The organism is Brevibacillus aydinogluensis (assembly GCF_961514395.1).
GTDB lineage: Bacteria > Bacillota > Bacilli > Brevibacillales > Brevibacillaceae > Brevibacillus > Brevibacillus aydinogluensis.
The window spans coordinates 1,655,847-1,678,779 of sequence record NZ_OY569118.1 but is presented as its reverse complement, the minus strand read 5'-3'; the positions used below and the strand labels follow the sequence as shown (position 1 = coordinate 1,678,779).

General features: G+C 48.4%; 21 protein-coding genes. 1 reads left to right on the top strand and 20 read right to left on the bottom strand.

Annotation, left to right across the window (positions count from 1 at the left end):
- Window positions 1–248: 248 nt before the first annotated feature.
- The 3 genes from Q7F15_RS08270 to Q7F15_RS08260 all read right to left on the bottom strand — a co-directional run bounded on the left by Q7F15_RS08270 (window position 249) and on the right by Q7F15_RS08260 (window position 2,362).
- Window positions 249–602 carry a hypothetical protein gene (locus Q7F15_RS08270; protein ID WP_304415394.1) on the bottom strand — a complete coding sequence of 118 codons (354 nt, stop codon included), beginning with the start codon at window positions 600–602 and terminating at the stop codon, window positions 249–251.
- Window positions 603–951: 349 nt separating this feature from the next.
- Window positions 952–1,368 carry a hypothetical protein gene (locus Q7F15_RS08265; protein WP_304415393.1) on the bottom strand — a complete coding sequence of 139 codons (417 nt, stop codon included), beginning with the start codon at window positions 1,366–1,368 and terminating at the stop codon, window positions 952–954.
- Between the two features lie 319 nt (window positions 1,369–1,687).
- Complete coding sequence (locus Q7F15_RS08260) at window positions 1,688–2,362, bottom strand: SOS response-associated peptidase (protein ID WP_304415392.1); 675 nt, start codon at window positions 2,360–2,362, stop codon at window positions 1,688–1,690.
- A gap of 459 nt (window positions 2,363–2,821) precedes the next feature.
- Here Q7F15_RS08260 and map point away from each other — a divergent pair, with 459 nt between their 5' ends.
- Window positions 2,822–3,568 carry a type I methionyl aminopeptidase gene (gene map / locus Q7F15_RS08255; RefSeq protein WP_304415391.1) on the top strand — a complete coding sequence of 249 codons (747 nt, stop codon included), beginning with the start codon at window positions 2,822–2,824 and terminating at the stop codon, window positions 3,566–3,568.
- Window positions 3,569–4,018: 450 nt separating this feature from the next.
- On the opposite strand, the gene Q7F15_RS08250 is transcribed toward map, so the two are convergent.
- From Q7F15_RS08250 to Q7F15_RS08170, 17 genes are all read right to left on the bottom strand, one after another.
- Window positions 4,019–5,383 carry an outer membrane protein assembly factor BamB family protein gene (locus Q7F15_RS08250; protein ID WP_304415390.1) on the bottom strand — a complete coding sequence of 455 codons (1,365 nt, stop codon included), beginning with the start codon at window positions 5,381–5,383 and terminating at the stop codon, window positions 4,019–4,021.
- A 264-nt stretch (window positions 5,384–5,647) separates the two neighbouring features.
- Window positions 5,648–5,836 carry a hypothetical protein gene (locus Q7F15_RS08245; protein WP_304415389.1) on the bottom strand — a complete coding sequence of 63 codons (189 nt, stop codon included), beginning with the start codon at window positions 5,834–5,836 and terminating at the stop codon, window positions 5,648–5,650.
- A gap of 284 nt (window positions 5,837–6,120) precedes the next feature.
- Window positions 6,121–7,056, bottom strand: coding sequence for a hypothetical protein (locus tag Q7F15_RS08240; RefSeq protein ID WP_304415388.1), 936 nt, complete (start codon window positions 7,054–7,056; stop codon window positions 6,121–6,123).
- Window positions 7,057–7,253: 197 nt separating this feature from the next.
- A complete protein-coding gene (locus Q7F15_RS08235) occupies window positions 7,254–8,231 on the bottom strand; it encodes a carbohydrate kinase family protein (RefSeq protein ID WP_212133321.1) in 978 nt (325 codons plus the stop codon).
- The gene (locus Q7F15_RS08230; RefSeq protein WP_304415387.1) at window positions 8,206–9,729 is read right to left on the bottom strand and encodes a glycoside hydrolase family 32 protein; all 1,524 of its coding nucleotides are present in this window, start codon (window positions 9,727–9,729) and stop codon (window positions 8,206–8,208) included. Before Q7F15_RS08230 ends, Q7F15_RS08235 begins: the two co-directional genes overlap by 26 nt.
- A gap of 70 nt (window positions 9,730–9,799) precedes the next feature.
- Window positions 9,800–11,227 (bottom strand): sucrose-specific PTS transporter subunit IIBC, encoded by a 1,428-nt coding sequence (locus Q7F15_RS08225; protein WP_171564533.1) that lies wholly within the window; start codon window positions 11,225–11,227, stop codon window positions 9,800–9,802.
- A gap of 94 nt (window positions 11,228–11,321) precedes the next feature.
- Window positions 11,322–12,320, bottom strand: coding sequence for a LacI family DNA-binding transcriptional regulator (locus Q7F15_RS08220; protein WP_171564532.1), 999 nt, complete (start codon window positions 12,318–12,320; stop codon window positions 11,322–11,324).
- Between the two features lie 302 nt (window positions 12,321–12,622).
- Entirely contained in the window at window positions 12,623–13,741 is a 1,119-nt protein-coding gene (locus tag Q7F15_RS08215; RefSeq protein WP_304415386.1) for a class II histone deacetylase, read from the bottom strand.
- Window positions 13,742–13,786: 45 nt separating this feature from the next.
- Window positions 13,787–15,088 carry an MFS transporter gene (locus Q7F15_RS08210; RefSeq protein WP_212133317.1) on the bottom strand — a complete coding sequence of 434 codons (1,302 nt, stop codon included), beginning with the start codon at window positions 15,086–15,088 and terminating at the stop codon, window positions 13,787–13,789.
- Between the two features lie 6 nt (window positions 15,089–15,094).
- The gene (locus tag Q7F15_RS08205; RefSeq protein WP_212133316.1) at window positions 15,095–16,261 is read right to left on the bottom strand and encodes a Glu/Leu/Phe/Val family dehydrogenase; all 1,167 of its coding nucleotides are present in this window, start codon (window positions 16,259–16,261) and stop codon (window positions 15,095–15,097) included.
- 3 nt (window positions 16,262–16,264) lie between these two features.
- The gene (locus Q7F15_RS08200) at window positions 16,265–17,419 is read right to left on the bottom strand and encodes a DUF3419 family protein (RefSeq protein WP_171564528.1); all 1,155 of its coding nucleotides are present in this window, start codon (window positions 17,417–17,419) and stop codon (window positions 16,265–16,267) included.
- Window positions 17,420–17,548: 129 nt separating this feature from the next.
- Window positions 17,549–18,439: a ferritin family protein gene (locus Q7F15_RS08195; RefSeq protein ID WP_171564527.1), complete on the bottom strand. Its 891-nt coding sequence runs from the start codon at window positions 18,437–18,439 to the stop codon at window positions 17,549–17,551.
- A gap of 29 nt (window positions 18,440–18,468) precedes the next feature.
- Entirely contained in the window at window positions 18,469–19,446 is a 978-nt protein-coding gene (locus Q7F15_RS08190) for a hypothetical protein (RefSeq protein WP_171564526.1), read from the bottom strand.
- A complete protein-coding gene (locus Q7F15_RS08185; RefSeq protein ID WP_171564525.1) occupies window positions 19,434–21,167 on the bottom strand; it encodes a class-III pyridoxal-phosphate-dependent aminotransferase in 1,734 nt (577 codons plus the stop codon). Before Q7F15_RS08185 ends, Q7F15_RS08190 begins: the two co-directional genes overlap by 13 nt.
- A 33-nt stretch (window positions 21,168–21,200) precedes the next feature.
- Entirely contained in the window at window positions 21,201–21,599 is a 399-nt protein-coding gene (locus Q7F15_RS08180) for a hypothetical protein (protein WP_171564524.1), read from the bottom strand.
- Between the two features lie 110 nt (window positions 21,600–21,709).
- Window positions 21,710–22,342: a TetR/AcrR family transcriptional regulator gene (locus Q7F15_RS08175; RefSeq protein WP_171564523.1), complete on the bottom strand. Its 633-nt coding sequence runs from the start codon at window positions 22,340–22,342 to the stop codon at window positions 21,710–21,712.
- Between the two features lie 264 nt (window positions 22,343–22,606).
- Entirely contained in the window at window positions 22,607–22,918 is a 312-nt protein-coding gene (locus Q7F15_RS08170) for a hypothetical protein (protein WP_304415385.1), read from the bottom strand.
- Window positions 22,919–22,933 lie beyond the last annotated feature (15 nt).

The following is a 22,933-nucleotide window of genomic DNA, read 5'->3' as shown; positions in this document are numbered from 1 at the left end:
TATGTTTTACCCAAAAAGTGGCAAACAGAAGATGGGTCATTCGTAGGCTGGCATCCAAAATAAATCGAACCGCAGGTGTTCGGCTCACCTGCGGTTCGTACAACAGACGCCTCCCCCACGCGGGTGGCTCAGTGAGCGTGGTACCCCTTCCGATTGAACATACGGCAAAGGAGGGGGTACCTTTATTTGTTGACTTAAAACAGAGACACTCATGACAATCAACTGTTTCCGGATCAATCTCGGGGGTGCTACAAATCAATTCTTTTAATGATATTCGGGGTTTTTTCTTTCGTAATCTTTAACATATTCAGCAGAATAGAGTCTGGATATAAAGAACCTCCTTTTTCATTGTTATTTACCCTTCTACTGGGGACTAAATTGCACAAACAGTCTCTATGAAAATCAACAGGCAAATTGAGCCTTGATAAAAGTTTGTGTAATTCTTTCTCATTGCCTTTTTCGAACAATTTTTTCGGAATAATATGATCAAGTTCCATTTCTCTAAAATTGAGTGGCTTTTTATCATGAAAGCAAATACCGTCGTATTCGTAAAATATTGCCGCTCGTACATAGGGATCGTACCTATCCACACGGTTGTACATAATCTCAACCTCTCAACAGCTGCTTTATGGCAATTTTAATTATCAATGAGCAATAATCGTAATTATAATGATGAACTTTGAACTTCTCGTTTCTGGAGCATCACCATAGACAAAAGGCTTACTGTCAATGTTCAACGGGAACGGTTTTACCATGGCTTTGTCCTTCATCACACTGGACAATAAAACGTGATGAGTAAAAGAGCTTCATGTGGGATACCAGGATTTTTACCCGTTATACTGCTTTGCAGCTCCATATTCTCACTCTTTTTGATTTCAAACAGCCAAGTATTGTATTGGTCTTATCGGAGCTGTTTAAGGTTACACCAGATTTTGTAAGAAACAATAAAAACTATGTATCTTTCTTTCGCATTTTCTCTTTTTCATCAACCTCAACGATATCCCATGAAGCAAATGAAGTTTTATGCAATGTAAATGTGAGACTTCCGCCGTAAACTCCACGTATTTTATTATCTTCACCATAATCTATTGCTTGGAAAGTGGCCATTACTTGAGCATCGTCGTTGTTTTCTGCTACTTTCCTAACCTGCACTTCGAGAGGCGCAAGATGGTTAAGGTCTGCAAATTCAAAGTAAGACCAAATTAATCTAATGTCATTTTGTTTCATTTGTAAGTTTTGTAAATCACCACTCCTTACTTTCTCAATTACCGATTTCACTGTACTTTCTGGTGAGGCTATGTTTCTTAAAATGACACATCCAACAATCAATAGTATGGAAATGCAGATGAAAAGTAGCAGTTTCTTCACTCACATCCGCCTCTCTCAGAATAAAAAGAGCTCAAAACCTAGATTTAGAACTCTCAAATTTTTAATAATCCATTCTTCCCTTAGCACTCCAGTTAGATCTGTATCTATCATATCTAAAGAAATCACAATTTGATGAAGACCTGTCAGGGTCGAAGAAATTATAGGTTTGATGTTATCTTTATTATAGCTTATTTGTTTAATATTTCCATGACACTCTTAAATGGACTTTCCCAGCTATTGTCATTACCATCAAAGCCTCACCCGGATGTGCAGAGCCTAGTACGCGATTTTATCTTTGATAAAAAACAGGAGGTTGCCGCTATTGCCAAGCAACCTCCTCAATGCACGCAGGGAAATCATTTTTCGGGCTTCCAACAATCGCAGATACTGGATACGCTCGCATCTGTCCGGGGTCAAATGGAACGAGCAGCGACTGCAGCAAGTCGGGATCGTATTTCTCCCGATCAAGCCATAGGTCTTCAACCTCCGGCCGCAGAATCACCGGCATCCGGTCGTGGATGTCAGCGACGACCTCATTGGGCCGGGTGGTAATGATCGTGCAGGTGTGAAGTTTCTGGCCGTCAGGCGCTGTCCACGTGTCAAACAGACCAGCAAAGGCAAACGGTTCTCCGCTCCGCATGGTAATTCGCATCGGCTGTTTTCTCCCGTCCATCTGCTTCCACTCGAAAAAGCCGTCCGCAGGGATCAAACAGCGCTTGCGTTCAAACAGCCTCCGAAAAGCCGGCTTCTCCTGCAGCGTTTCGGCGCGCGCATTGATCATCTTGTAGCCGATTTTATCGTCCTGTGCCCAAGATGGAACCAGCCCCCAACGCAATTGGCCAATTCTGCGTCGCCCACCGTCGGCAAGAATGGCCGGGATCTGCTGACCGGGGGCGATGTTGTACCGCGGCTTCAAATCAAACGGGATCTCCTGCAGGTGGAATCGACGCATCAGCTTTTCCGGGTCTGTGACTAGCGTAAACCGTCCGCACATGGGCAGCTCCCTCCTTTTACCATGATGCCTCAACAAGCAAAAAAATAATCCCCCACCGTATTGGGGGAATTGAAGGAGGTACGTCTTGACGATATGACTGGTTCAATTTTTTATTATGTTGTGTGAGTCCGTCTTATGACGAAATCAGTGTGAACGGGACTCCGAAGCAACCCATTTCTGCACCACTTCTTGCGTTCTACCGTAGTCTGTAGCCGAGGCTAGATAAACAAAGGCGTTGTCTTCCCCCGTTGTTCACAGAGGGTAGAACGCTTGCTTGTGGACGGGCGACTCCCCGCAATTAATGAATCACATCAATTTTTTTGTATACTAGTAAGAAGGACAACTTGGCTGATACAGGTTAAAGATTCATGCCAGTGTAATAGTCCATACCGCCCCGTTAGCCAGGATCATCTTCAATCTGGAATACTTTCCAATACGGGTTAAAATGGAGGGCTGTCTATGACAGTGGAATCGCAGAAAGATATCGATGGTCTGAAGGAAATCGGCAAAATTGTTAGGTTGACAATCAATGAAATGAAGCGTCACGCACGTGTCGGAATGACGACCAAGGAACTGGATGATATTGGAGGACAGATATTAAAAAAATACGGAGCCGTGCCTGCACCCAAAACCGTATATAACTTTCCCGGCAACACGTGTATCAGCATTAACCATGAAATCGCTCATGGAATCCCGGGAAATCGAAAAATTCAACCGGGCGACTTAATTAACATCGATGTTTCCGCTGAACTGGGAGGATATTTTGCGGATGCGGGTCACTCTTTTGTCATGCCTCCCTACAACCCTGCTTTAACCCGTCTCTGTGATTACACATACAAAACGATGATGAAGGTCATCTCTTCACTCAAGCATGGAGTAAAAATGAATGAAATCGGCAGGATTATTCAAACCGAAGCGAAAAAAGGCGGCTATCAGGTCATTCAAAACTTGTGCAGTCACGGTGTTGGGAGGTCTCTGCACGAATCTCCAAATGAAATTCTCCCTTATTATGACAGGCACGATAAACGTGTGTTGAAAGAAGGAATGGTCATTACGATTAAGCCCTTTTTATCAACAGGGGCGGATTATGTGGTTGAGCAGCCGGATGGGTGGACTTTATGTTTACCGGATCGCAGCTTTGCGGCACAACAAGAGCACACCATCATTATTACAAAGGATCAGCCGATCATCGTGACTGTAGCTTAGATTATCTAATGGGCGCTTGAATTTACTTGTTGCTGCACGAACGGATACAAGAATATCTCCTGGGGCCATGTACCGCAGTTACAGGCGCCCGTAAAGGCTAAATACTCCAAAGCCCGAAGAGCTATTCTTCGGGCTTATAATACTCGTTCCTTTACGATTTACAAAATTCCTCGTGCTCTTGCACTATTTCACGGCCATGCAAGGCGTCATTGCTGAGTATGCAATACGGGTAGTCCCCTACAGAAGATATGTTTCACCTGCTCTAAATGCCGTCAATGGCAGAAGGGACGAGGCAGATCTGACATCTTCCATCTGTCTGACAAGCAGCTGATTGATCACCCTACCGGCTCCACCACACTCTCACCTTTATTTTACGGAAGTACCCTTTGGTGTTTTGTGTTCATGATGCACAAGCCGCCTGGTTTCCCAAGCGGCATTACCCACATTCAATTATTGTTGTGCAGCGTCAATTTGATTTTGGTACTGATCGAGTCTTGCTCTCAACGATTGAAGCAGGTTGTTTGCCTCGTCGATATCAGATTGAGATTTCAAACCCGAATTAATCAGTTCTTCAAGTTGATGAATCGTTTCGCAGGGATCTGTAGAATCGACAAGACCGCCAATTGCCGAAAGGCCTTTATAATCACCGATTATGATAGTGCCGTCCTCCATTATACTAGGTGAGGTATAAACGTTACTGAACCCTTCTAGTTTCCATTTTAATGAACCATCAGGTTTCAAACAGTAAACGGTTCCCACATTCCCAGTTGAGAAGATTACGTCTCCCTCTTTGTCTAGGATAGGAGAGCCTAAAATATTAAACCCGGTATTATAAGACCATTTTAAAGTTCCGTTCGGGTTAACTGCATAAAAATTATAATCGAACGATCCAAAATAAATGGTTCCGTCTTCTCCAATCACAGGAGTAGCTGTTATTTTCCCACCAGTAGCAAATTTCCATTTCAAAGTTCCATCCGGATTAATTGCATACAAATTTTTGTCATTATTCCCTACGTAGATGGTTCCATCTGAAGCGATTGCTACGGAACCAAACCCACTGAAACCAAACCCAGGAGTAAAATCATACTTCCACTTTTCTGTTCCATCAGGATTAATAGCATGTAACGCAGCTCGTGCCGTTCCAGTTGATATCGTTGCAATGTAAATTGTACCATCTTCTGCAATTGCAGGAGCTCCATTCGCATAGTTAGATAGGGCAAATTCCCACTTAGTTGTCCCATCAGGGTTAATCGCATATAATTTTTGTGCATTTGTGGTTACATAAATGGTCCCATCATTTCCAATCACAGGGGTCTGCGTTACAGCTTTAAGTTGTGCGAACCACTTCAAAGTACCATCGGGATTAAAAGCAAACAAACCGGCTGCGCCAACATATATGGTCCCATCAGAAGCTATTACAGGCGAGGAAGCTCCGACATCAGAGCCTGAATAATTCTTGGTATTAAAATTCCATTTTACAGTCCCATCGGGATTAAAAGCATAAAAATATCCGTTCCCCGAGCCAGTATAGATAGTTCCATCAGAACCAACCGCTGCTGAAGAATCAAAGTCCTTATATGTCGTTGTAGGACTGAACTTCCATTTCAGATTTGGATTACTATCAATTGCATTGAACCTGGAATTTCTCGTCCAATTAAACGACATCGGTTGCTGCGCATTCAAATCATATGCGCCCTGTTCGTACTGATCACCTTGAACAAACTGTCCACTAGCAAAAGCGTACTGCTGACTTGCAAACCCAGTGGAAAAAACTAGACTTGTTAATAGAGAAATAGCAAATTTTCTCTTATTCAAAGGTATCACTCCAATAAAAGTTTAGTTCTTCTACATTTTTTTATCGACATTTACTAGGACTGGATAAACAAATAAACTTCGACAATTGTTAACATATTTGTCGAAGTTTAAGGATGTATTATTCTTCCATATTCTGTTGTCCTTGCATTATCTTCGTCAGATTCGGTAGTTAGTCTGTAAATAACCGCCCGGTTTACCGGACGGTAAGGAAGTGGTCTCGCGAAAGAAAAAACTCCTTTCACTTCAAGGCGTCTTTCGCACTGTTCAACCCAGCCACAAAGAAAACAGGTAGATTCCTCCCAACATGACGGCGGCGCTCAAAATCCCCCGCGTCCACCTAGGCGCCAGCGTGTTTACCAGCGCCAGGGCAACAGCAAGCCCTATTGCAAAAACCCCCAATTTAACCGCCGCAGTCGTTATCCACGGGGCATTTGCAGTTAAATCTAATGCCATGAGATCACCCTCCACCCTTTATATCGACAAAAACAGCTTATCCCACAAGGAATAAGCTGCTCATCAGTCGCTCAGGCATTTACGACGGCGCGCGTATGATATGCGTTGCAACACTGCTTTTTGTGATCAGCAATCTAGCGATTTCCTAAAAAAACATTTGCCGTGCGCCAGTACATAGCCCTCTCGATAGGCACGCACAGCACGTCCTCAATCTACTAGAGGACACCGGAACATACCTGCTGCAGGTATGAATCTGACGCCCTCCCGTAGCTCGGTATCAGGCTTTACGGTCCATTCACTATAAACCTTGGATACTGAGCTTCTTCTCCTTTTTTGATGAGATAAGCTCCTGTTGCCCAAATCAGATTGTCGACTTCAGAGTACTTCATGCCTTCAGGTGATACTTGTTGGCCAAGTAGTGAGAACATGATAAATTCGCGCAGTTCTTTGTTTTTCCTTCCCAGCAGATGTTCAAATAGTGCTATTTTTTCCGAATTACCTTCCGTGTTGGGATCAAACCAGTAAGCGAGGAGCCGTTTAATGTGTCGATCAGGTTTGAACCCGTTCCAACCAAGATTCCGCATAAATTCACTGGCCAACGGATACTTCATCCCGTTAAACTTTAAATCCTCTATTGGACCAAGACTTACCCCAAGCTCTTTGAGTCGTTTGGAGGAAGGGTTTGCAAAAAAGCCACAGATACATATGAGCAGATCCTCATTGCGCAAGTCGGCCCCCGTTACGGCTTTGCATTCCTCCCGAAACGCCTTCGCCACTTTCAAGATGACATCATTGTAGAACGAATCGTATTGAGTGAGCTTCTTTGCCCACATAATCACTGCCTGCGCATCATTCGAGCTTGTCAGCCCAGGGAAAAATGTTTTTAGGGTTTTCGCCAGATTGGTGAGGTCCTTCTTGCAGACCCGAAAAGGATCGTAATCCTCTAATACTGCCCTAAGTTCTTGCTCTTTGGAAATAAACGTTGACCATGGGCGAGAATTACTCCCTATAGCTCTCACCGCCGCTTCAAACACTTCTTTATTTTCTACTGCCCGTTCAACAACCTTTACCTCTTGTTTCAAAGCCCCGATTAGCATGGATGCAAAATGCTCTTGATCTCGTGGCTCTTCGTTAAAATCGTAATCCCTGGCGATTTTTTCCCGCACCTTATCCGATTCCCATAAGGCTCGTTTGATTCCTGCAATATCTACGCGGTTCATATGCACCTCAGAATCGCTCACTTTCTCTAAGATCGACCGCAGTAATTTTTCCTTAGGACAAATTTACCACGATTCGCCGTGTGTCACCAATGGTACGATTTTGGCTTTCCCTGTTTCAGATCGACGCCAGGGGGATGTCTGCAAAACGAGCAGCAAGGTTTTTAACCGCGGTCTGTGCCCCTACCTTGTCATATCTATTACTTTTCATATGTTTTAATAAAGCGAAGGATTTCTTCTTTTGACGGCAAGGCTGAAATTGCCCCTTGTCCTGTTGTGGTGAGTGCACCGCTTGCATTGGCAAAGGTGAGGATTTCGTGATGGTGCTCATGCAATATATCGAGCAAGTTTTCCTCATTTCCTCCCTTTTCCAGGAGTTTATATAAAAACCCGCCGATAAAGGCATCTCCTGCGCCAGTCGTATCCTGCACCGCCACGTTGAAACCAGTGGATTCATATGTGGCATGCTTGGTGTAAAGGGCGGCTCCCTTTGCTCCTTTTGTGCAAATTACGGCTTTGACGTCACCTGTGAATAATTGTTCAATCGCCTGTTGTTCATTCGTGATTCCGGTGATAAACGTCAATTCTTCATCGGATATTTTGATCAGATGCGCTCTTGGAATAAATGCTGCAATCGTTTGTCTGCATTCCTCTGCGCTGTTCCACAATGGAAGGCGAACGTTTGGATCGAAGCTGATCAGCCCTCCTTTTTCTTTCACCAGCTGAATCGCTTTTTCATGGGCTTTTTTCATCGGGCTCTCGACGAGATCGACAGAGCAAAAATGTAAAATATCGCCTTTCGCAAACCAGCTTGCTTCAATTTCGTCTTCTGAAAGCAATAGATCTGCAGAAGGATTGCGATAGAAGGAAAAGTCCCGCTCCCCATCTTCGCGCAAGGAAACAAACGCCAATCCTGCATGCGCTTCTGTTGTTCGTTTGATTTTATCGGTCTTTACCCTGACTTTTTGTAACTCTTCAATCAAAAAGTCACTGAAGGCATCCATTCCCAGCTTTGTAATCATTGCCGATTCTGCCCCGTATTTCGCTACAGCTGCCGCCACGTTTGCCGGTGCTCCCCCTGGCTCACGTTTGAAAGAGTGAACGTCCTTTAATGCTTTTCCTTTTTGCAGCGGAATAAAGTCAATGAGCACTTCACCAATGGAAAACAAGCGGCCCATCGTCTGCACCTCCGTTTTTTTGCATCGCGGTTAGATGATAGATCGTCGTATCCAATGAAACGTTTCCGTTTCGAGCAAAGAAGCAAATCTTTGTGCTTTCCGGACTGGGAAAAATCCGGCTTGTGAACACTTCCATGCCGTCATTGATAAAAATTTCGACGGAAGACGTATCGACAAAGAGATGAAGCTTTACCGCATTTCCTTCCACGCGGCATGTGCTTGTTGTTCCGTATTTTTTCGCCGGAACTTCCCCGGAATAGGTGCGGTCTAACGTTACCTTTTGCTTGTGTCTGTTATAGGAGATGACCGTTTTTTCCTCATCAGATGACCGGAATTCAATCCCCACTTCCTCTGCTTCCATGTTCGTAAATTCACAAATCAGTTCATAGCAGGTCCCGTTGAATCCGTCATACCTTTTTTGCTCATTGTGAAGCGTATCTTTCACATGGACCGCATCTTGCCGCAATGCTTCCAGTTCTTTTACAGGACGCTGAATCAGCTTTCCGTTTTGGATGGTCAATTCTCTTGGCAGTGTGAGACAATGGGCCCATCCATCCTGATCTGTTGGATATGGAATGTCGGGAAGACCCATCCACCCGACTAATAAGCGCCGTCCCTTATGGTCGATGGTCGTCTGCGGGGCGTAAAAGTCAAAGCCGCGGTCCAACTTCACAAACTCACCGTGTTCAAAGATTTTTGTCTTGAGATCAAGTCTGTTTCCTGCGATATAACCGGATTGATGCACATATTGAAATTGCTCTCCCGCTGGCACTACTCCTTGCGGGCAGAAGATCAGCACACCGTTTCCATCCAGTTCGAAATAGTCGGGGCATTCCCACATGAATCCAAAATGCTGTAACCGGGTGTGAATCTCACCTTCAAACGTCCAATGCATTAAATCAGGTGATGAATATAGCACAGCGCAACCCGTTTCGTTTTCCCGCTGTGCGCCGATCACGGCATAAAATGTGTCATGCACTTTCCACACTTTCGGATCGCGAAAATGATCGGTATAGCCTTTTGGCACTTCGTGAATCACCGGCGCTTGTAATTTTTTAATCTGCCCGTTTTCATCCATGAAGGCTAAACACTGATAGGGATGGCGCACCCAATTCTCATCCCTCGTATTCCCTGTATACATGAAATAAAGTGTCTGGTTATGAACAATGGCGCTGCCAGAGTAAACCCCGTGAGAATCAAAATAATCGTCCGGTTGTAGCGCGATACCGACATTTTGCCAGTGAACCAGATCGCTTGATTTGGTGTAATACCAATATTTTAATCCATGAACCGGACCGAGCGGAAACCATTGATAAAACAAGTGATATTCTCCGTTAAAGTAAGAAAAGCCATTTGGATCGTTCAAAAGACCTGTGACTGGTTGGATATGATATTTCTGTCGCCACCTGCTGTTGTTCACCTTTTCTTGCAGGGCTGTTAATTCTTCTATCGTTGCTTCTTCGATTCGTCGATAGCGTTGTTCTCTCGTCCATTCCATTGATAGACCCAAACTCCTTCATCTCGTCCATACAGGGTCTGACCGTTTATCGATCAGACCCCATTTATTTTTATTGAGCTGCTTTTTTTGCTGCGCGTTTGGCCAAAATGATCGTCATGACAGAGGTAACGACAAACGAAATGACCATGCCAATGACGTATGGAACGATGGAATCCGGGCGAATGGAAATAATCCCTGGCAAACCGGCAGCGCCAAGCGCAACCGCTTTGACCTTAAAGATGGTAATAAAGGCCGTTGATACAGACGCCCCGATGATCGCGGCAATAAACGGATACCGAAGTTTCAGGTTGACACCGAACATCGCAGGCTCCGTAATGCCTAAAACGGCCGAAATGCCGGCAGCGGAGGCAATCCCTTTCACTTTCTTGTCTTTCGTCATCAGGAAAACCGCCAACGTTGCAGCGCCTTGGGCAACGTTTGACATCGCGGCAACAGGAAAAATAAATGTTCCGCCTGTTTTCACGAAATCGGCCAGCAGCTGGGTTTCAACAGCAATAAAGCTATGATGCATCCCGGTAATCACGATCGGGGCATACCCCAACCCGAACAGCGCACCGCCGATAACGCCCGCTGTGTCATACAACCAAACCAGTCCGTCCGTTAGTACGTTGCCCGCAAGACGAGTCAACGGTCCTACGGCTGTAAAGGTTAAGATGCCTGTAATAAAAATCGTGAATAGGGGTGTCAGCAAGTTCGCAAGCGCAGAAGGGATATATTTGCGTAAAAATTGTTCGGTTTTTGCCAGAATAAAAGAAGCTGCTAATACAGGCAGTACCGTCCCTTGATACCCCACTTTTTCAATTTCCATGCCGAAAATGTTCCAGGCAGGAATGCTGCCGCTCGTCAAGGCGCTGCCGTAGTCATACCCGTTTAATAAGTCCGGGTGAACCATCAGCATGCCAAGCGCAGCTCCCAGGTACGGATTGCCGCCAAAACGCTGGGTGGCGGAAAAACCGATTAAAATTGGCAAAAACACAAATGCCGCATTGGCAAATGTATTAATAAGTGCGGCCAAGTCACTGATTTCCGGATACGCTTCAATGAGCGACTTGCCCTCGAAGATCAAGTCTTTCGCGATCAAAATATTATTGATCCCCATCAGCAGCCCGCCGGCAACAATAGCCGGAATGATGGGAACGAAAATATCAGAAAGCAGTTTCACGAAACGCTGGAGCGGGTTTAAACGTTTGGCTCCGGCGTCTTTTACATCTGTTGTCGACATTTCCTGAAGTCCGGTTAATCGGGCTAATTCATGGTACACATTGTTTACCAGACCTGCACCAAGAATAATTTGGAATTGTCCGCCAGTTGAGAACGTTCCTTTTACCGCGTCCATTTTGTCAAGCGCTTCTTGGTTTACTTTGCTTTCATCATGCAAAACGAGCCGTAAACGTGTGGCGCAGTGAGCCAAGGCAGAAAGATTCTCTTTTCCGCCAATCGCTTCCAACAGTTCTTTGGCAATCTGATCGTATTTCATCGCATCTCCCTCACCCATCGATGGAACCGGTTCCAAATTCGTTGTAATAAGAACCGGTCCTAATCCTTGTGATTTGGAACCGGTTCCAACCCGATTATACGTGACGAGGAATGATACTGTCAACGCTTTCTCGTTCAATGATTTCAAATTTTGATAATGTTCGTTTGGGGACTTCCTCTTCATTGATCAGCTTCACAATGTGCTGTGCAGCCATCTTACCAGCTTCTTTAAAAAACAATTTAACAGTTGTTAAACCAGGATGGATAATTTCGGTCACATCATATCCGCCAAAACCTGTAATCGAGACGTCTTGCGGAATGCGCAATCCCTTTAATTGGGCGGCTCTTAACGCTCCCAGTGCAATGTTATCTGTCGCGCATACGATGCAAGTGGGGCGAAATTGTTCCAGTAGTTCTGCTGCTGCTTGCTGTGCAACAAACATGTTAAAACCTGTTTCAAAATAATGGACCTCACACCCTTCCGCTTCCGCTATCGCCCGTTTAAATCCTTCCTTTCGTTTTACGCCCACTGCGACATCCTGTTCGCTAACACCCAAGTAGGCAATTTTGCGATGGCCTTTCTCTACTACATATTTTCCAATGGCATAGCCTGCTTCCACATCATTGTGAATCAGGCTGTGTACGTCGGGATGTTCTTGCCCAACAAGAAGAATCGGGATGTTCACCTTTTCAAACGCAGCCAAATGTGCCGGAGTGATTTGCGTTGCCAGCAAAATAATTCCCGCCACTTTCTGGCCAGCCAAGCTGTAAATCATTTCGATTTCCCGTTCAATTTGCTGGTTCGTATTAGAGATTAACAATTGAAAATGCAATTCTTTTAATTGTTCATCAATCCCGATGATTGTATGCGATGCCGCATAGGAATCCAGTCGCGGAACGATCGTGCCAATAAAGGCTGTTTTCTTCGCCTTTAAACTTTGGGCAAAAGGATTCGGTGTATATCCTGTTTCTTTAATAGCGCGTTCAATTTTTCGTTTGGTAGCTTCACTTACAGAACCGCCATTTAAGTAGCGAGATACGGTGCTTTTGGCCACTCCTGAAAGTTTGGCTACATCTGCAATGGTTTTATTCATTTTCTGGCCCACCTCAAACACGAGTCATCTTTTTTATTATAATATGAGGCCTATTTTTCATGCATAGGGTACGAGAGGCTGTTTGGATCATGTGAGGAACTGACAGGAACGAAAAAAGAATAGGAGCGACAAGCTCACAGCTTTCGCCCTTTACCAGCAGTGTTTGACATGGCCAGTTTTGCCGAGCTTACACCCGCATCAAGCCGTCCGTTGCTTTTTTACCTCACCTCGCTTCACGTTTCTGCTTTTTGAAAAACGTCTGGAGGGTGGGACATGAGCTGCCGGATTGGAAAAAGACAGTATTACGTTTGCAAAACGGACCAGCGTTTGACATGCTGTTCTTTGGCCATTTGCAAATAAAGACGTTGATCGTGGGTAATCACCTGTGTCGGCAAATGCTGAAACGTGGGAGCGAATGGGTCTTCTACCACGCTTCTGATGCCGGTCAACGCCTCGATCACCCGAAGCGTGCAAAACGGAACGTAGGCCGCGCTGTACCCGCCTTCGTGACAGGCAACCAGCCTGCCCTGACAGCATTGATCCGCCAGCGCAAGCATTTCCTGTGCCATCTGATAAAACCCTTCCGCGGTCACCATCATTCTGCCCAACGGGTCAAACAGGCTGGCATCCTGCCCTGCAGAGACGAAGATCAGCTCGGGGCCAAACTGGCGGATCACAGGCGCGACGATGGTGCGGATCGCCTCCAGATAGCCTGCGTCAGAAGTACCGGCCGGCAGTGGAATATTGATCGTGTATCCTTCCCCCGCCCCGGCTCCAGTATCAGACAAGCTGCCTCTGCCGGGAGGGTAGTTGTTTTCCTGATGCAGCGACACAAACAAGACCCCAGGGTCATCGTAAAAAATGCTTTCCGTTCCGTTTCCGTGATGGACATCCCAATCGACGATTGCGATCCGCTTCAAACCATACGCTCGCTGCGCGTATCTGGCTGCGACGGCGACGTTGTTGAACAGGCAGAATCCCATGCCCTTGTCCCGCTCCGCATGATGGCCGGGCGGTCGGTGCAGCACATAGGCGTTGTCCACCTCGCCGCGCATTACCGCATCGACAGCACGCAGACCTCCCCCCGCCGACAGACAGGCGATTTCAAACGATCCGTACCCGACAACCGCCAGTTCACCTGCATCGCCCGTCGTCTGGCTCAATGCTTCCACCCGCTTGATATACGCCGGATCATGCACAGCTGCGATCTCTTCTGCTGTTGCCGCCCTGGGCGGAATCGACACCAGTTCACGGATAAAACCGGAACGCTCCAACAGGTTTTTTACACGCCGTTTGGTCGCCGGATTCTCTGAATGCACATCCGTTTCAATCCAGCCGCCAGCGGGCAAAAACAATGCGCCATTCCCGGTATTGTGCCAAAAATAACTCTCATCGCAAACGAAAGCGGTTCTTCGCTTCATCAGACATTCTCCTTTCTGTAAAAAGAAGGGCTTCGCCCGTTGCGTCTATCCATCTTGGACGGGAGAAGCCTGATTCTCAAGCTTACGCCTCCGCCCATATCGGGCGGTATACCAGACAATCATGGCGACGGGTACGAGGCTGAGAACCGTGAACACGCCAACGACCACTTGCGAAAACCCGCTTGCCCACACGATGGGCGCAACCGGGGCACCGGACGCTTTCAGGCCTGCCAGCCATTCATTGGCGGGAACTCCGCCTGTGTGCAGCGATGTATCGACCATCCTGCGAAAGAGGCTGGCCGAAAGCGAGCTCCCGATGACAGCGCCGACCAATCGCAGCATGTTCAATATGGCCGAGCCCAACCCCAGATGATCGTAGGTAAATTTCTTCATCCAGGCCGACGTAATGGAAATGATGGCGATCCCAAGCCCAAGTCCGGCCAGGAACGATGCTCCGATGTACACGTACAGGGGCACTTCGCGAATCATGTACAGGCACAGGCTCGCCAGCAGACAGAAAAATCCTGTGCTGACGACAATCTCCAGCGGCATTTTTCTCTCCAGCCGCCCGACGATTCCCACGGATACGATAATGGAAGCGCACAGAGGTGTGACGGTGTAGGCGATTTGCAGGCTGTCGTAGTCGAGAAAATTTCCCAGCATAAAAGGCAGTACGTACAGCAGGCTGTTCAGAACAAACCCGGCAAAGAAGTTGCCGAAAAGCAACAGGTACGTTTCACTTTCCTTCCACAGATTCGGCATAGGGACGGCCTGCGTCTCCTGGTCCTCCTCAGGTACAGCAGACGATTTGAGCGAGGCAATCATGGCCAGCAACGCGAGCAGCACCAGCGTACCATTTGCCAAAAAGGTGAACCTCCAGGTCGCAAAATGACCGATCAACCCAGCACTGATGGGGCCGCAAGCCGCTGCAAGCGCACACGTGGCGCTCCAGGCGCCGATCGCTTGCCCATAGCGCTGTTTCCCAAACCGCTTCAGCAAGATCACCAGACTGACGGGCACGAGAATGGAAGAACCGATACCCTGAATGAAGCGGCAGGTCAACAGGAAAGGAAAGGAGCTGCTGAAATACCCGAGGAAAGAGCCTGCTGCATACAGTGCCAACCCGCTGAGGAACACCCGGATGTGTCCAAAACGGTCCGCCACTCTGCCCATGAATACCATGAGCAGAGCGAACGGCAGAATGTACAGATTCATGATCCAGATCGCTGTGGACAGACTGGTTGCGAATTGTTCCTGGATCTGCGGCAGCAGGACGTACAACAGCGTTCCATCCTGCATCACAGTGAACAGGCTGACGATGACTGACAGGATAAACAGTTTTTTCATCGCGCGTCACACCGAAGCGGTTAGTTCGCTCACGGAGCGTTCCTTGTACAGCATTTGCTGCAAATGTGCAGAAGCAAGGGCGAGAGCAACGATGCGCGTCGGCTCCTCCTGCTCCATGCTCTGTGTCAGCACTGTTCGCACCATCCGGCGTATCCGTTTTGCCGACTCGGTCCACATGTCCTGCGGCAGGGCTTCCCCGGTAATGATCAAGCCAAACGACAATGCCGAACCCGCGTTGACCATAAAATCGGGGAGCACGATCACGCCTTTTTCCCGGAGGATTTCATCGGCTTCATTCGTAGTCGGCATGTTGGCCGCCTCGACAATGATTTTTGCCCGGATCGAGTGTGCATTCCCCTCATGGATCACCTGCGAGACAGAAGCGGGGATCAGCAAATCGACCGGCAGCTGCAGCAGCTCTTCGTTGGTCATCTGCTTTACCGCCTGAGCGATCTTCTCGCGATCGATGCAGCCGTTTGGCTTGCGGATGGACAGCAGCTGATGGATGTCCAGGCCCTCTTCCCGATAGATTGCTCCCTCGGCATCGCCGACTGCTGTAATTGTGACGCCGCGATCGTGCAGCAGCTTGGCGATTTCACTGCCCACCGTGCCGAATCCATGCACGGCAGCAGTCGCCTGCTCCAGCGGAAGCTGAATCAGTTCGGCCGTCTCCAGCAGGCTCTCCATCAGGCCAAAGCCTGCTGTCGTCTCCATGTTTTGATCAGACAACAAGTCATGTGCCCGGACACCCTGACCAATCTCGTACTTTACGCCCCGCTCCTGCAGCCGGTTCAGCACTCGCTCCAGCGGGTCAAGCTGTATGTGGGCGTACATCGCTCTTACATCTTTCGCGTAAATCCCCATGTCCTCTCCCAACAACAGGCAGCTTTTCAACAGCGGTTCAGCCATTCGGGCAAAGGCCTGGATTTTTTTCTCCTTGTCAGGCGCTGACGGATCTCCGACAATTCCGGCCTTGGCTCCTCCCAGCGGCAGGTTCATCAGACCGTGCTTGTAAGTCATGACTTCCGCCAAATCCCGCACTTCTTCCAGCGTGACCGTCGGAGACATGCGCAAGCCTCCTGTGGCAATCCCTCCGATCAAGCGATCGATAACGATAAACGCCGTCGTGTCCGTTTCCGGGTCATGCATGGTAATTTCATAGTACGTATTCATCCATTACTCCTCCCGTTTTTTGAGTACTTCAAACGTAAAGGCAAAGGCCAGGTCTTCGTGATTCAGCCGCTCGATCATATCCACATCACGCTCATAGAGGGGCAAAAGCTCAGGGTTTACCATACGTTTCGCCAAAAAATTCCGATAACAAATGATTCCGTTTTTCCTTAGTTTTTTCGTGATTTCCGTGAGGATCTGTTGGAACGTTTCATTGGGAACCCAGCCGGATATGTCCGAAAGCGACACCTTGTCGATAAACGGCTCCTTTGCCCGGGCCAGATACCGGTCGATCAGATCCGTCACAATCTCCACTTTGTCCAGGTTTCGCTTGATCATCTCGTAGTGCTGCTTTTGCAAGTAGACGGGCATTGCCTCTTCGTTCATGTACTTTCCGCAGTACAAAAAGGTAAGAAAGTGGTTTTCCCGCACCAGATGATTTTCGAACGTATGGGTCAGCCTCTGCAAAATATAGTTGCCGATGCTTTGCTGCTGGCCGACCTCGTTGTCATAGCTGGGGTCCCCGAGTGTCCACTTGAAGACGGTGCGGCGGCACAGGTTCTCGATGGACCAGCGCCATAGCAGCGTGTTGAAATGCTCACGAAAATAGGCCCTCTGTTCTTCCAGGGAAGTGAGCGAAAGCATGTGCAGGAACTGTTTTCTCTTGGGTCGAAACAGCAGCGACCCGATATATTTTTTATAAAATTGCTCGTGTTTCCCCAGGAAAATCAAGCCTTCCTCGATTTTGTCGCGATAGCGGCTCCAGTACGCCTGGGCCTGGGGCGTCAAATTGGATTCAAACTCCCGGTATACGTCCATCCTGGAAAAGGTGGACGGTTTCACGCCGAGGAATTGCAGATACTCGTCATGCTGCAGCAGGCGCATGGCTTCGATTTTCAGTTCCAGCAGATAGTTTTGCGTAGGGTTGGCATCTACAGAAATCAGTCGTTTGGGTTCGTCGACGAGCAATGCGAGACTGCGGCAGCCGCTCCCCGTAATCACCAGCACAGTGTCGCTGGGACGGATGCGCAGCGCTTTTAATTCGGAGTACGAATCTTCATCACTGGTCGTGTACAAAATCCAGTCTTTTTTGTAAATGCTGTCTTGCTCGGAATAAATGATTCGTTTCGAGGCTGGCTTTTCTTTGATCGCTGTTGCCATCCACGGGACACCCCATTTACGAAAAAGTGTGGTTTGCGCAAGCTCGCCTGTGAAGCCAACCAGCCTCCTGATTTCCCGAAGGTTCCGTGTTCCGAGGCACAGGAGACTGGGGCAACCGTTGGCTTTGCGTTAGTTCAAATACTCAAGTCCGATTTTCTTCAAGCGCTCCCGATGACCGTTGATAATATCGCTCAGCACCATGTTCACCTGATCCACTACCGGCGTGTCGATCATGCGCATTCCTGGCGCAATCTCGGCATCTCCCACCAAGTCCTTGTGCTCCATGCAAGCTTCCTGATACAGCCCGACGAACTGATTGAGAAAGCTTTCAAACGCTTTTTGCATCCGCACCGAACATTCGGTAGCCAGGCGCGACAGCCGTTCTTTTTCTTCCGGACGCTGCTGGATCGCATCCGCCAGTTTTTTCTCGGCAAATCCCACATGGCGCGTCTCATCCTTGAACGCTCCGATAATAATCTCGGTCAATCCGGGATCAAACGGCTTCCAGAACCGGGCTTCGTAGCCGTACAGCGGGAACGCCATGCCTTCCAGGATGATATTGAGGGTGACCAATCCGCCCAGCAAATCTTTGTTGTCCACCTGCTGGAGCATGATCTGTTGGAAGGCGCGGTATTCCGGACTGGCCACTTCCTCGACCAACTGGCCGATCGCCTCATCGGACAGCCCCATCTCGCGCATCCGTTCCACGAACACCTCGTAATGACGTGCTTCGTCAAACGTCTGCGTCGCCAGAAAAACGCGGCTCCAATCGTCGTCGGCGATGCTGGTCAGACCGGAAGCGGTGGTCACGGCAATCTTTTCGGCGGAAGCGAAAATTGCCAAATCGTACAAGCATACCTGGCGCAGCTTGCCTTCCTCCTGCAGAATCTCGGGCACGTCGTACTGCGGAGAGCGGCCGTAAATCATGCCCTTCAGATAGCCGTGGGGTACGATCTCCAGCCATTTTTCAGCGGTAAAGTTGCGGACAGAGACTCTTTTCTTGCTGGAAGTTGTCGTCATGTTCTTTTCCTCCTTTTATATCTAGAAAATTATGAAACAACTTGTTTGTTGGCCGCCGCTTTGACCCGCGCGATGTACTCGTCATCGATTTCCTTCTCGAAGCTGTGCAGGCTGGCCAGTGTGAAACCGTGTTTTTCGGCGAGCCCCTGGATGTAGTACATGTCGTCCATCGTGATGCGTCCACCGATGCCCATATTGCGGTTGCTATTTTCCAAGGTTAAGAGAATCGTTTCCGAAAGGCAGGCCAAATTGACCCCCGGCTTGTAACCCAGGTTTTGACCAAATGCGAGATTTTCCGGAAATTTGACCAAACCGCCTTCGATCACCAATACATCCGGCCGTTTTTCCTGCACGATTTTGCCTACGTTGGCAGGACGGGAGACATCGCAGATGACTGCCCCAGATTTGATCAAATCCGGCTGCAGGAGTTCTCCGATGCTGCTGGTAGCGACCAGGATGACATCAAGCTCAGGCAGGAAGTAATCGATATCGACGCCGTAATCGATCGGAGGCTTGTGTCCGGCTTGTCGGAACAACAGCTCGATGTCGTCAATGATGTTTTCACTCATCTGCTCTTCGAGATTGTCTGTCTCCGCCGATTCGGCCGTCTGGAACAGTTCATACAGCCGTTCGCGTGTCTGATACAGACCGTCGCTGAATACGAGCTCGTTTTCCAGCAGCGATAACAGCTGCTTTCGGATCCCCGATCGTTCCTTGTGGTAAAAGATGGCATGCAGGTAGATTTCATTGGCCAACTCTCGCAAACGCTCCATATTTACTCTTTCATTACTTTTTCTACCGATTAATACGATATTTTCCATCTTTTGAGACAAAAGAATGGCACACAGCCGTCCGATCGATCCATTTGCGCCGATCACGGCTCCTCTGCACGTTTCGAGAGAGATGTCCATCTTGGCTGCGCCTGTCAGCAGCGCGTTGACGGATGTAATGACGGTAAACGTGTTGCCCGTCGTTACGATCTCATGATCCAGTATCATATCGCGCACATCGATTCCGCCGCGTGTGACGATGGAGGTGTACGCACCAATCCGAACACGGTGGCTCCCATTTCGCGCCCTTTGCGGATCGCAGCGCGAATGGCGGAAACGACTTCCTTTCTGGGACGCTCCAACACTTTTGGTCCCCCGAAGGGAATGGCGATGATGCTGCCGGCAGCGACATCTCCGTGTTTCGAGGAGATTTTGGAAAGTGTGCAAACTACTCCCGGCTCTCCGTAGTCAGCCTGCCATTCCAGTATCTCGGACAGCTCTGTATCATTGAATTGTTCAAATGACGGTGTGTTTATGACCAAGTCTCTCGTTTGCGGGTAGTGGGCAATAAAAGCGAAGCTGCGATGAGGTACTCGAGTGGTCGAAGAAACAATAATTTCTCTTCTTTTTGAACGATAGTCAGTAATTGTTTCGGGGATGGTATTGTCGTGAATGGTATAACGGTACAAATGATAGAAATCGCGATAGTAGAGAATCTCGCACGTACGGTCGATGGCGTGCAGCAGTTTGTCGATCTCTTCCCTGGAAATCGTGAGCGGCGGTTCAATCCGCACAGCCATCTCCTGGTTGAGATACGGCATGATCCTCAGTTTGTAGACATTGAGCAAAAAGCCGCTGATCAGGTATCCGAGACCGCCTTGCGAACAGAGAATCGCAAATTCATACGAATCTCCTGCATCGATCTCTTCAAACTCGATGGCTTGCAAATAGGCTTCACCGCGTACTTCCTTGATGACACCGGGCCACTTTTGCTGAATCTGCAGCAAGCGTTCGCGCATGTACGCGCCGTTTTGCTTCACCTGTTGGAACAGATGCTGGTTTTGCTCCAAATACTTGAGATAAGCCAGGCTGATTGAGCAGGTAAAATTGTTGTTGGCAAACGTGGCGCTGTGGTTTTTCCCGAAATCGTCCTCCTCCCAGAGAGCAGACGTGCTCATACATACACCGATCGGGACAATTCCTCCGCCCAATGCTTTGGACAGCAGCAGGATATCCGGCTCCAGGCCCTGCTCCACACACACGGCCCAATTGCCCATCCGGCCCAGACCTGTCTGAATTTCATCGAGGATAAACAGGACACCGTACCGGCGGCACAGCTCCTGCGCCTTGTGCAGATACGTGGGCAACGGTACGTTGACCCCGCCTTCTCCCTGCACAGGTTCGACCAGGAAACCGGCGATTTGATCTCCCTGCTCCTGCAACACCTTTTCCAAAGCAGCCTCGTCGTTGTAGGGGATCTTGATGTAGTCAGAGGTATCGATGAAAAACGGCTTTTGATAGACTTCCTGCCCGGTCGCCGCCAACGCTCCCGCTGTTTTACCGTGAAAGCTTTTCCATGTGCTGACGATCTTGCGTTTTCGGGTAGCGGCTCTGGCGAGCTTGATCGCGGCTTCCACTGCTTCCGCCCCGCTTTGGCCAAACGTGCAGACCGAGAGATTTTTTGGCATTTTGTCTAACAGGAACTGGGCCAGCTCTACCGCCTTAATCGGTGTGGATGGCTGACACAGGCTCGGAAGCATGTTCGCCCTGATTTGATCTAGGGCCGCCCAGATCGCCTCGTGGTTGTACCCCAAGGGGATGGCGCCGTACTGGGCGATGAAATCGGTATACCGCGTTCCGTCTGCTTCGTACAGATAGTACCCTTCACCCCTGACAAATTTCTTATCCATCTTGAAAATGGTGAGCAAATCCGCGATAACGGGATTCAGACGCTTCATCGACTTCTCCTCCAAAGATTAATCTAAAATGAATTACTTGTTCTCTTTTCGCATGAACAGCGGGATCAGCAGATAGAGTCCATAGGCAAATGACATCCAGATCGTAAAGGCGAGCAGCTGTTCACTGGACAATCCCGAAAAAAACACGTCGCGGTTCCACAACACGAAGGCATCGATGATCAAGCCGACTGCACTGCCGATCAGCCCCAGCTTCACCACCGCATACGGACTGGGATCCAGCTTGCGAAAGATCACAAAGACGATGTACAAGACCACTGCTGTCGCGATCTCCAACAACAGGAACCTCATGAAAAAGTCTTGTTGATACGGGTCGACCAACACCATGCTGCCGAAAAACACGAAGAACAACGTCGCCCCCAGCCAGACCAGGATCGAGAACAGCAAGGTCAGGCCCAGTTTTTCTGAGAACATACCCTCATCTCCTTTTCTAAAGTTTGAGGAAATATATTGGAAAAAAGTCTTTGGAGGTAAGTGTGGAAGAACACACGATGAAGCCAGCCTCCAAGACTTGATGTGGCTGCTCAATCCGATTTGTTTTCCAACAGCTTCTGAAAGAATACGCCCAATTCGGCAAACACTTTATCCCGGTCAAATTCGGGAGAGACCAGGCATTGAACCGCCAGGCCGTCAATCAACGCATTGATGAGGACCGCCCAGGTCTCGGTGGAAACCCCCATCAGCCGTTTTTCCCGGCCAGTCTGAACAGCAGTCCCCTCCACGCTGGAATCGGCGTGGTTGTCTGCGATCAGCTCCAGGATCTTTTCCGAAAGCACCTTGTTTTCAAACGCGAGCAGCTGGCCCAATTCCTGCCTGATTTCTTCGTTGTTGAAACTAAACACAACCAGCGACAAAAACAGCCGGTGGAAAAAAGAGTCCGGTCGGCACCGTTCCTTGGCGGCATTCAAAGCCTCCGGGACGGCGAATTCGACGGATTGCGTATGAGACATCTCCTCCCAGGAACGAAGGCACACATCTTTTACCACGTCCAACATCAGTTGGTTTTTGGTGTGAAAATGGTAATAGACGGTCCCCTGCGATACATTTGCCTTGTCAGCCACCATTTTCAGCGTGAGCTTTTCCAAGCCGTTTTCCACGATGCACGCCTTGGCTGCTTCAATCAGTTCCTGTTTGGAAACGACGTTCGGTTTTGCCATTCATCTCAGTCCCTTGCGTGTATTCCAGTGTGTTTCCTTACTCCACCCCGAATGATTATGTATGGAAGACATATTATCGAGTTAGCCATTCAACCAACTAATTACACTATATACCATTTCCTGCAAAAAAAGAAGATGATTTTCCATCATGTTGTCATTAATTTTTTGTAAATCGTCCCAAAAGGTTTTACAGGCATCACGTTGCCCGTACAGGAGGTTGGTCTGGACCAACATCCTGCACCAGCGCCGCTGCCTGACGATAAGTCAATCTGCCTGCTTCTGTTCGAAATAAAAATGCAGAAAATCAAAGGTACGCTCCAGCGCCTGTACAAATTCATCCCGGTTTTGAAACAAGAAATGAATCGTTCTGATATCGACCGGCAGGATGTCTCTGTGTTCCACTAAAAAATCTTGTAAGGACCTTTTCCCTGTCTCCTCGACCAGATACGTAACGATACTGGCTTTCTGAGGAAAATGTGTAAATTCAATCTGCATCCGATTGCCTTGGTAGATCGCCTTGCCGCCAAACAGAATACGATCATCCATATGTATGCGTTGAAACGCGTATTCCGCCATGAATCGATCAGCCAT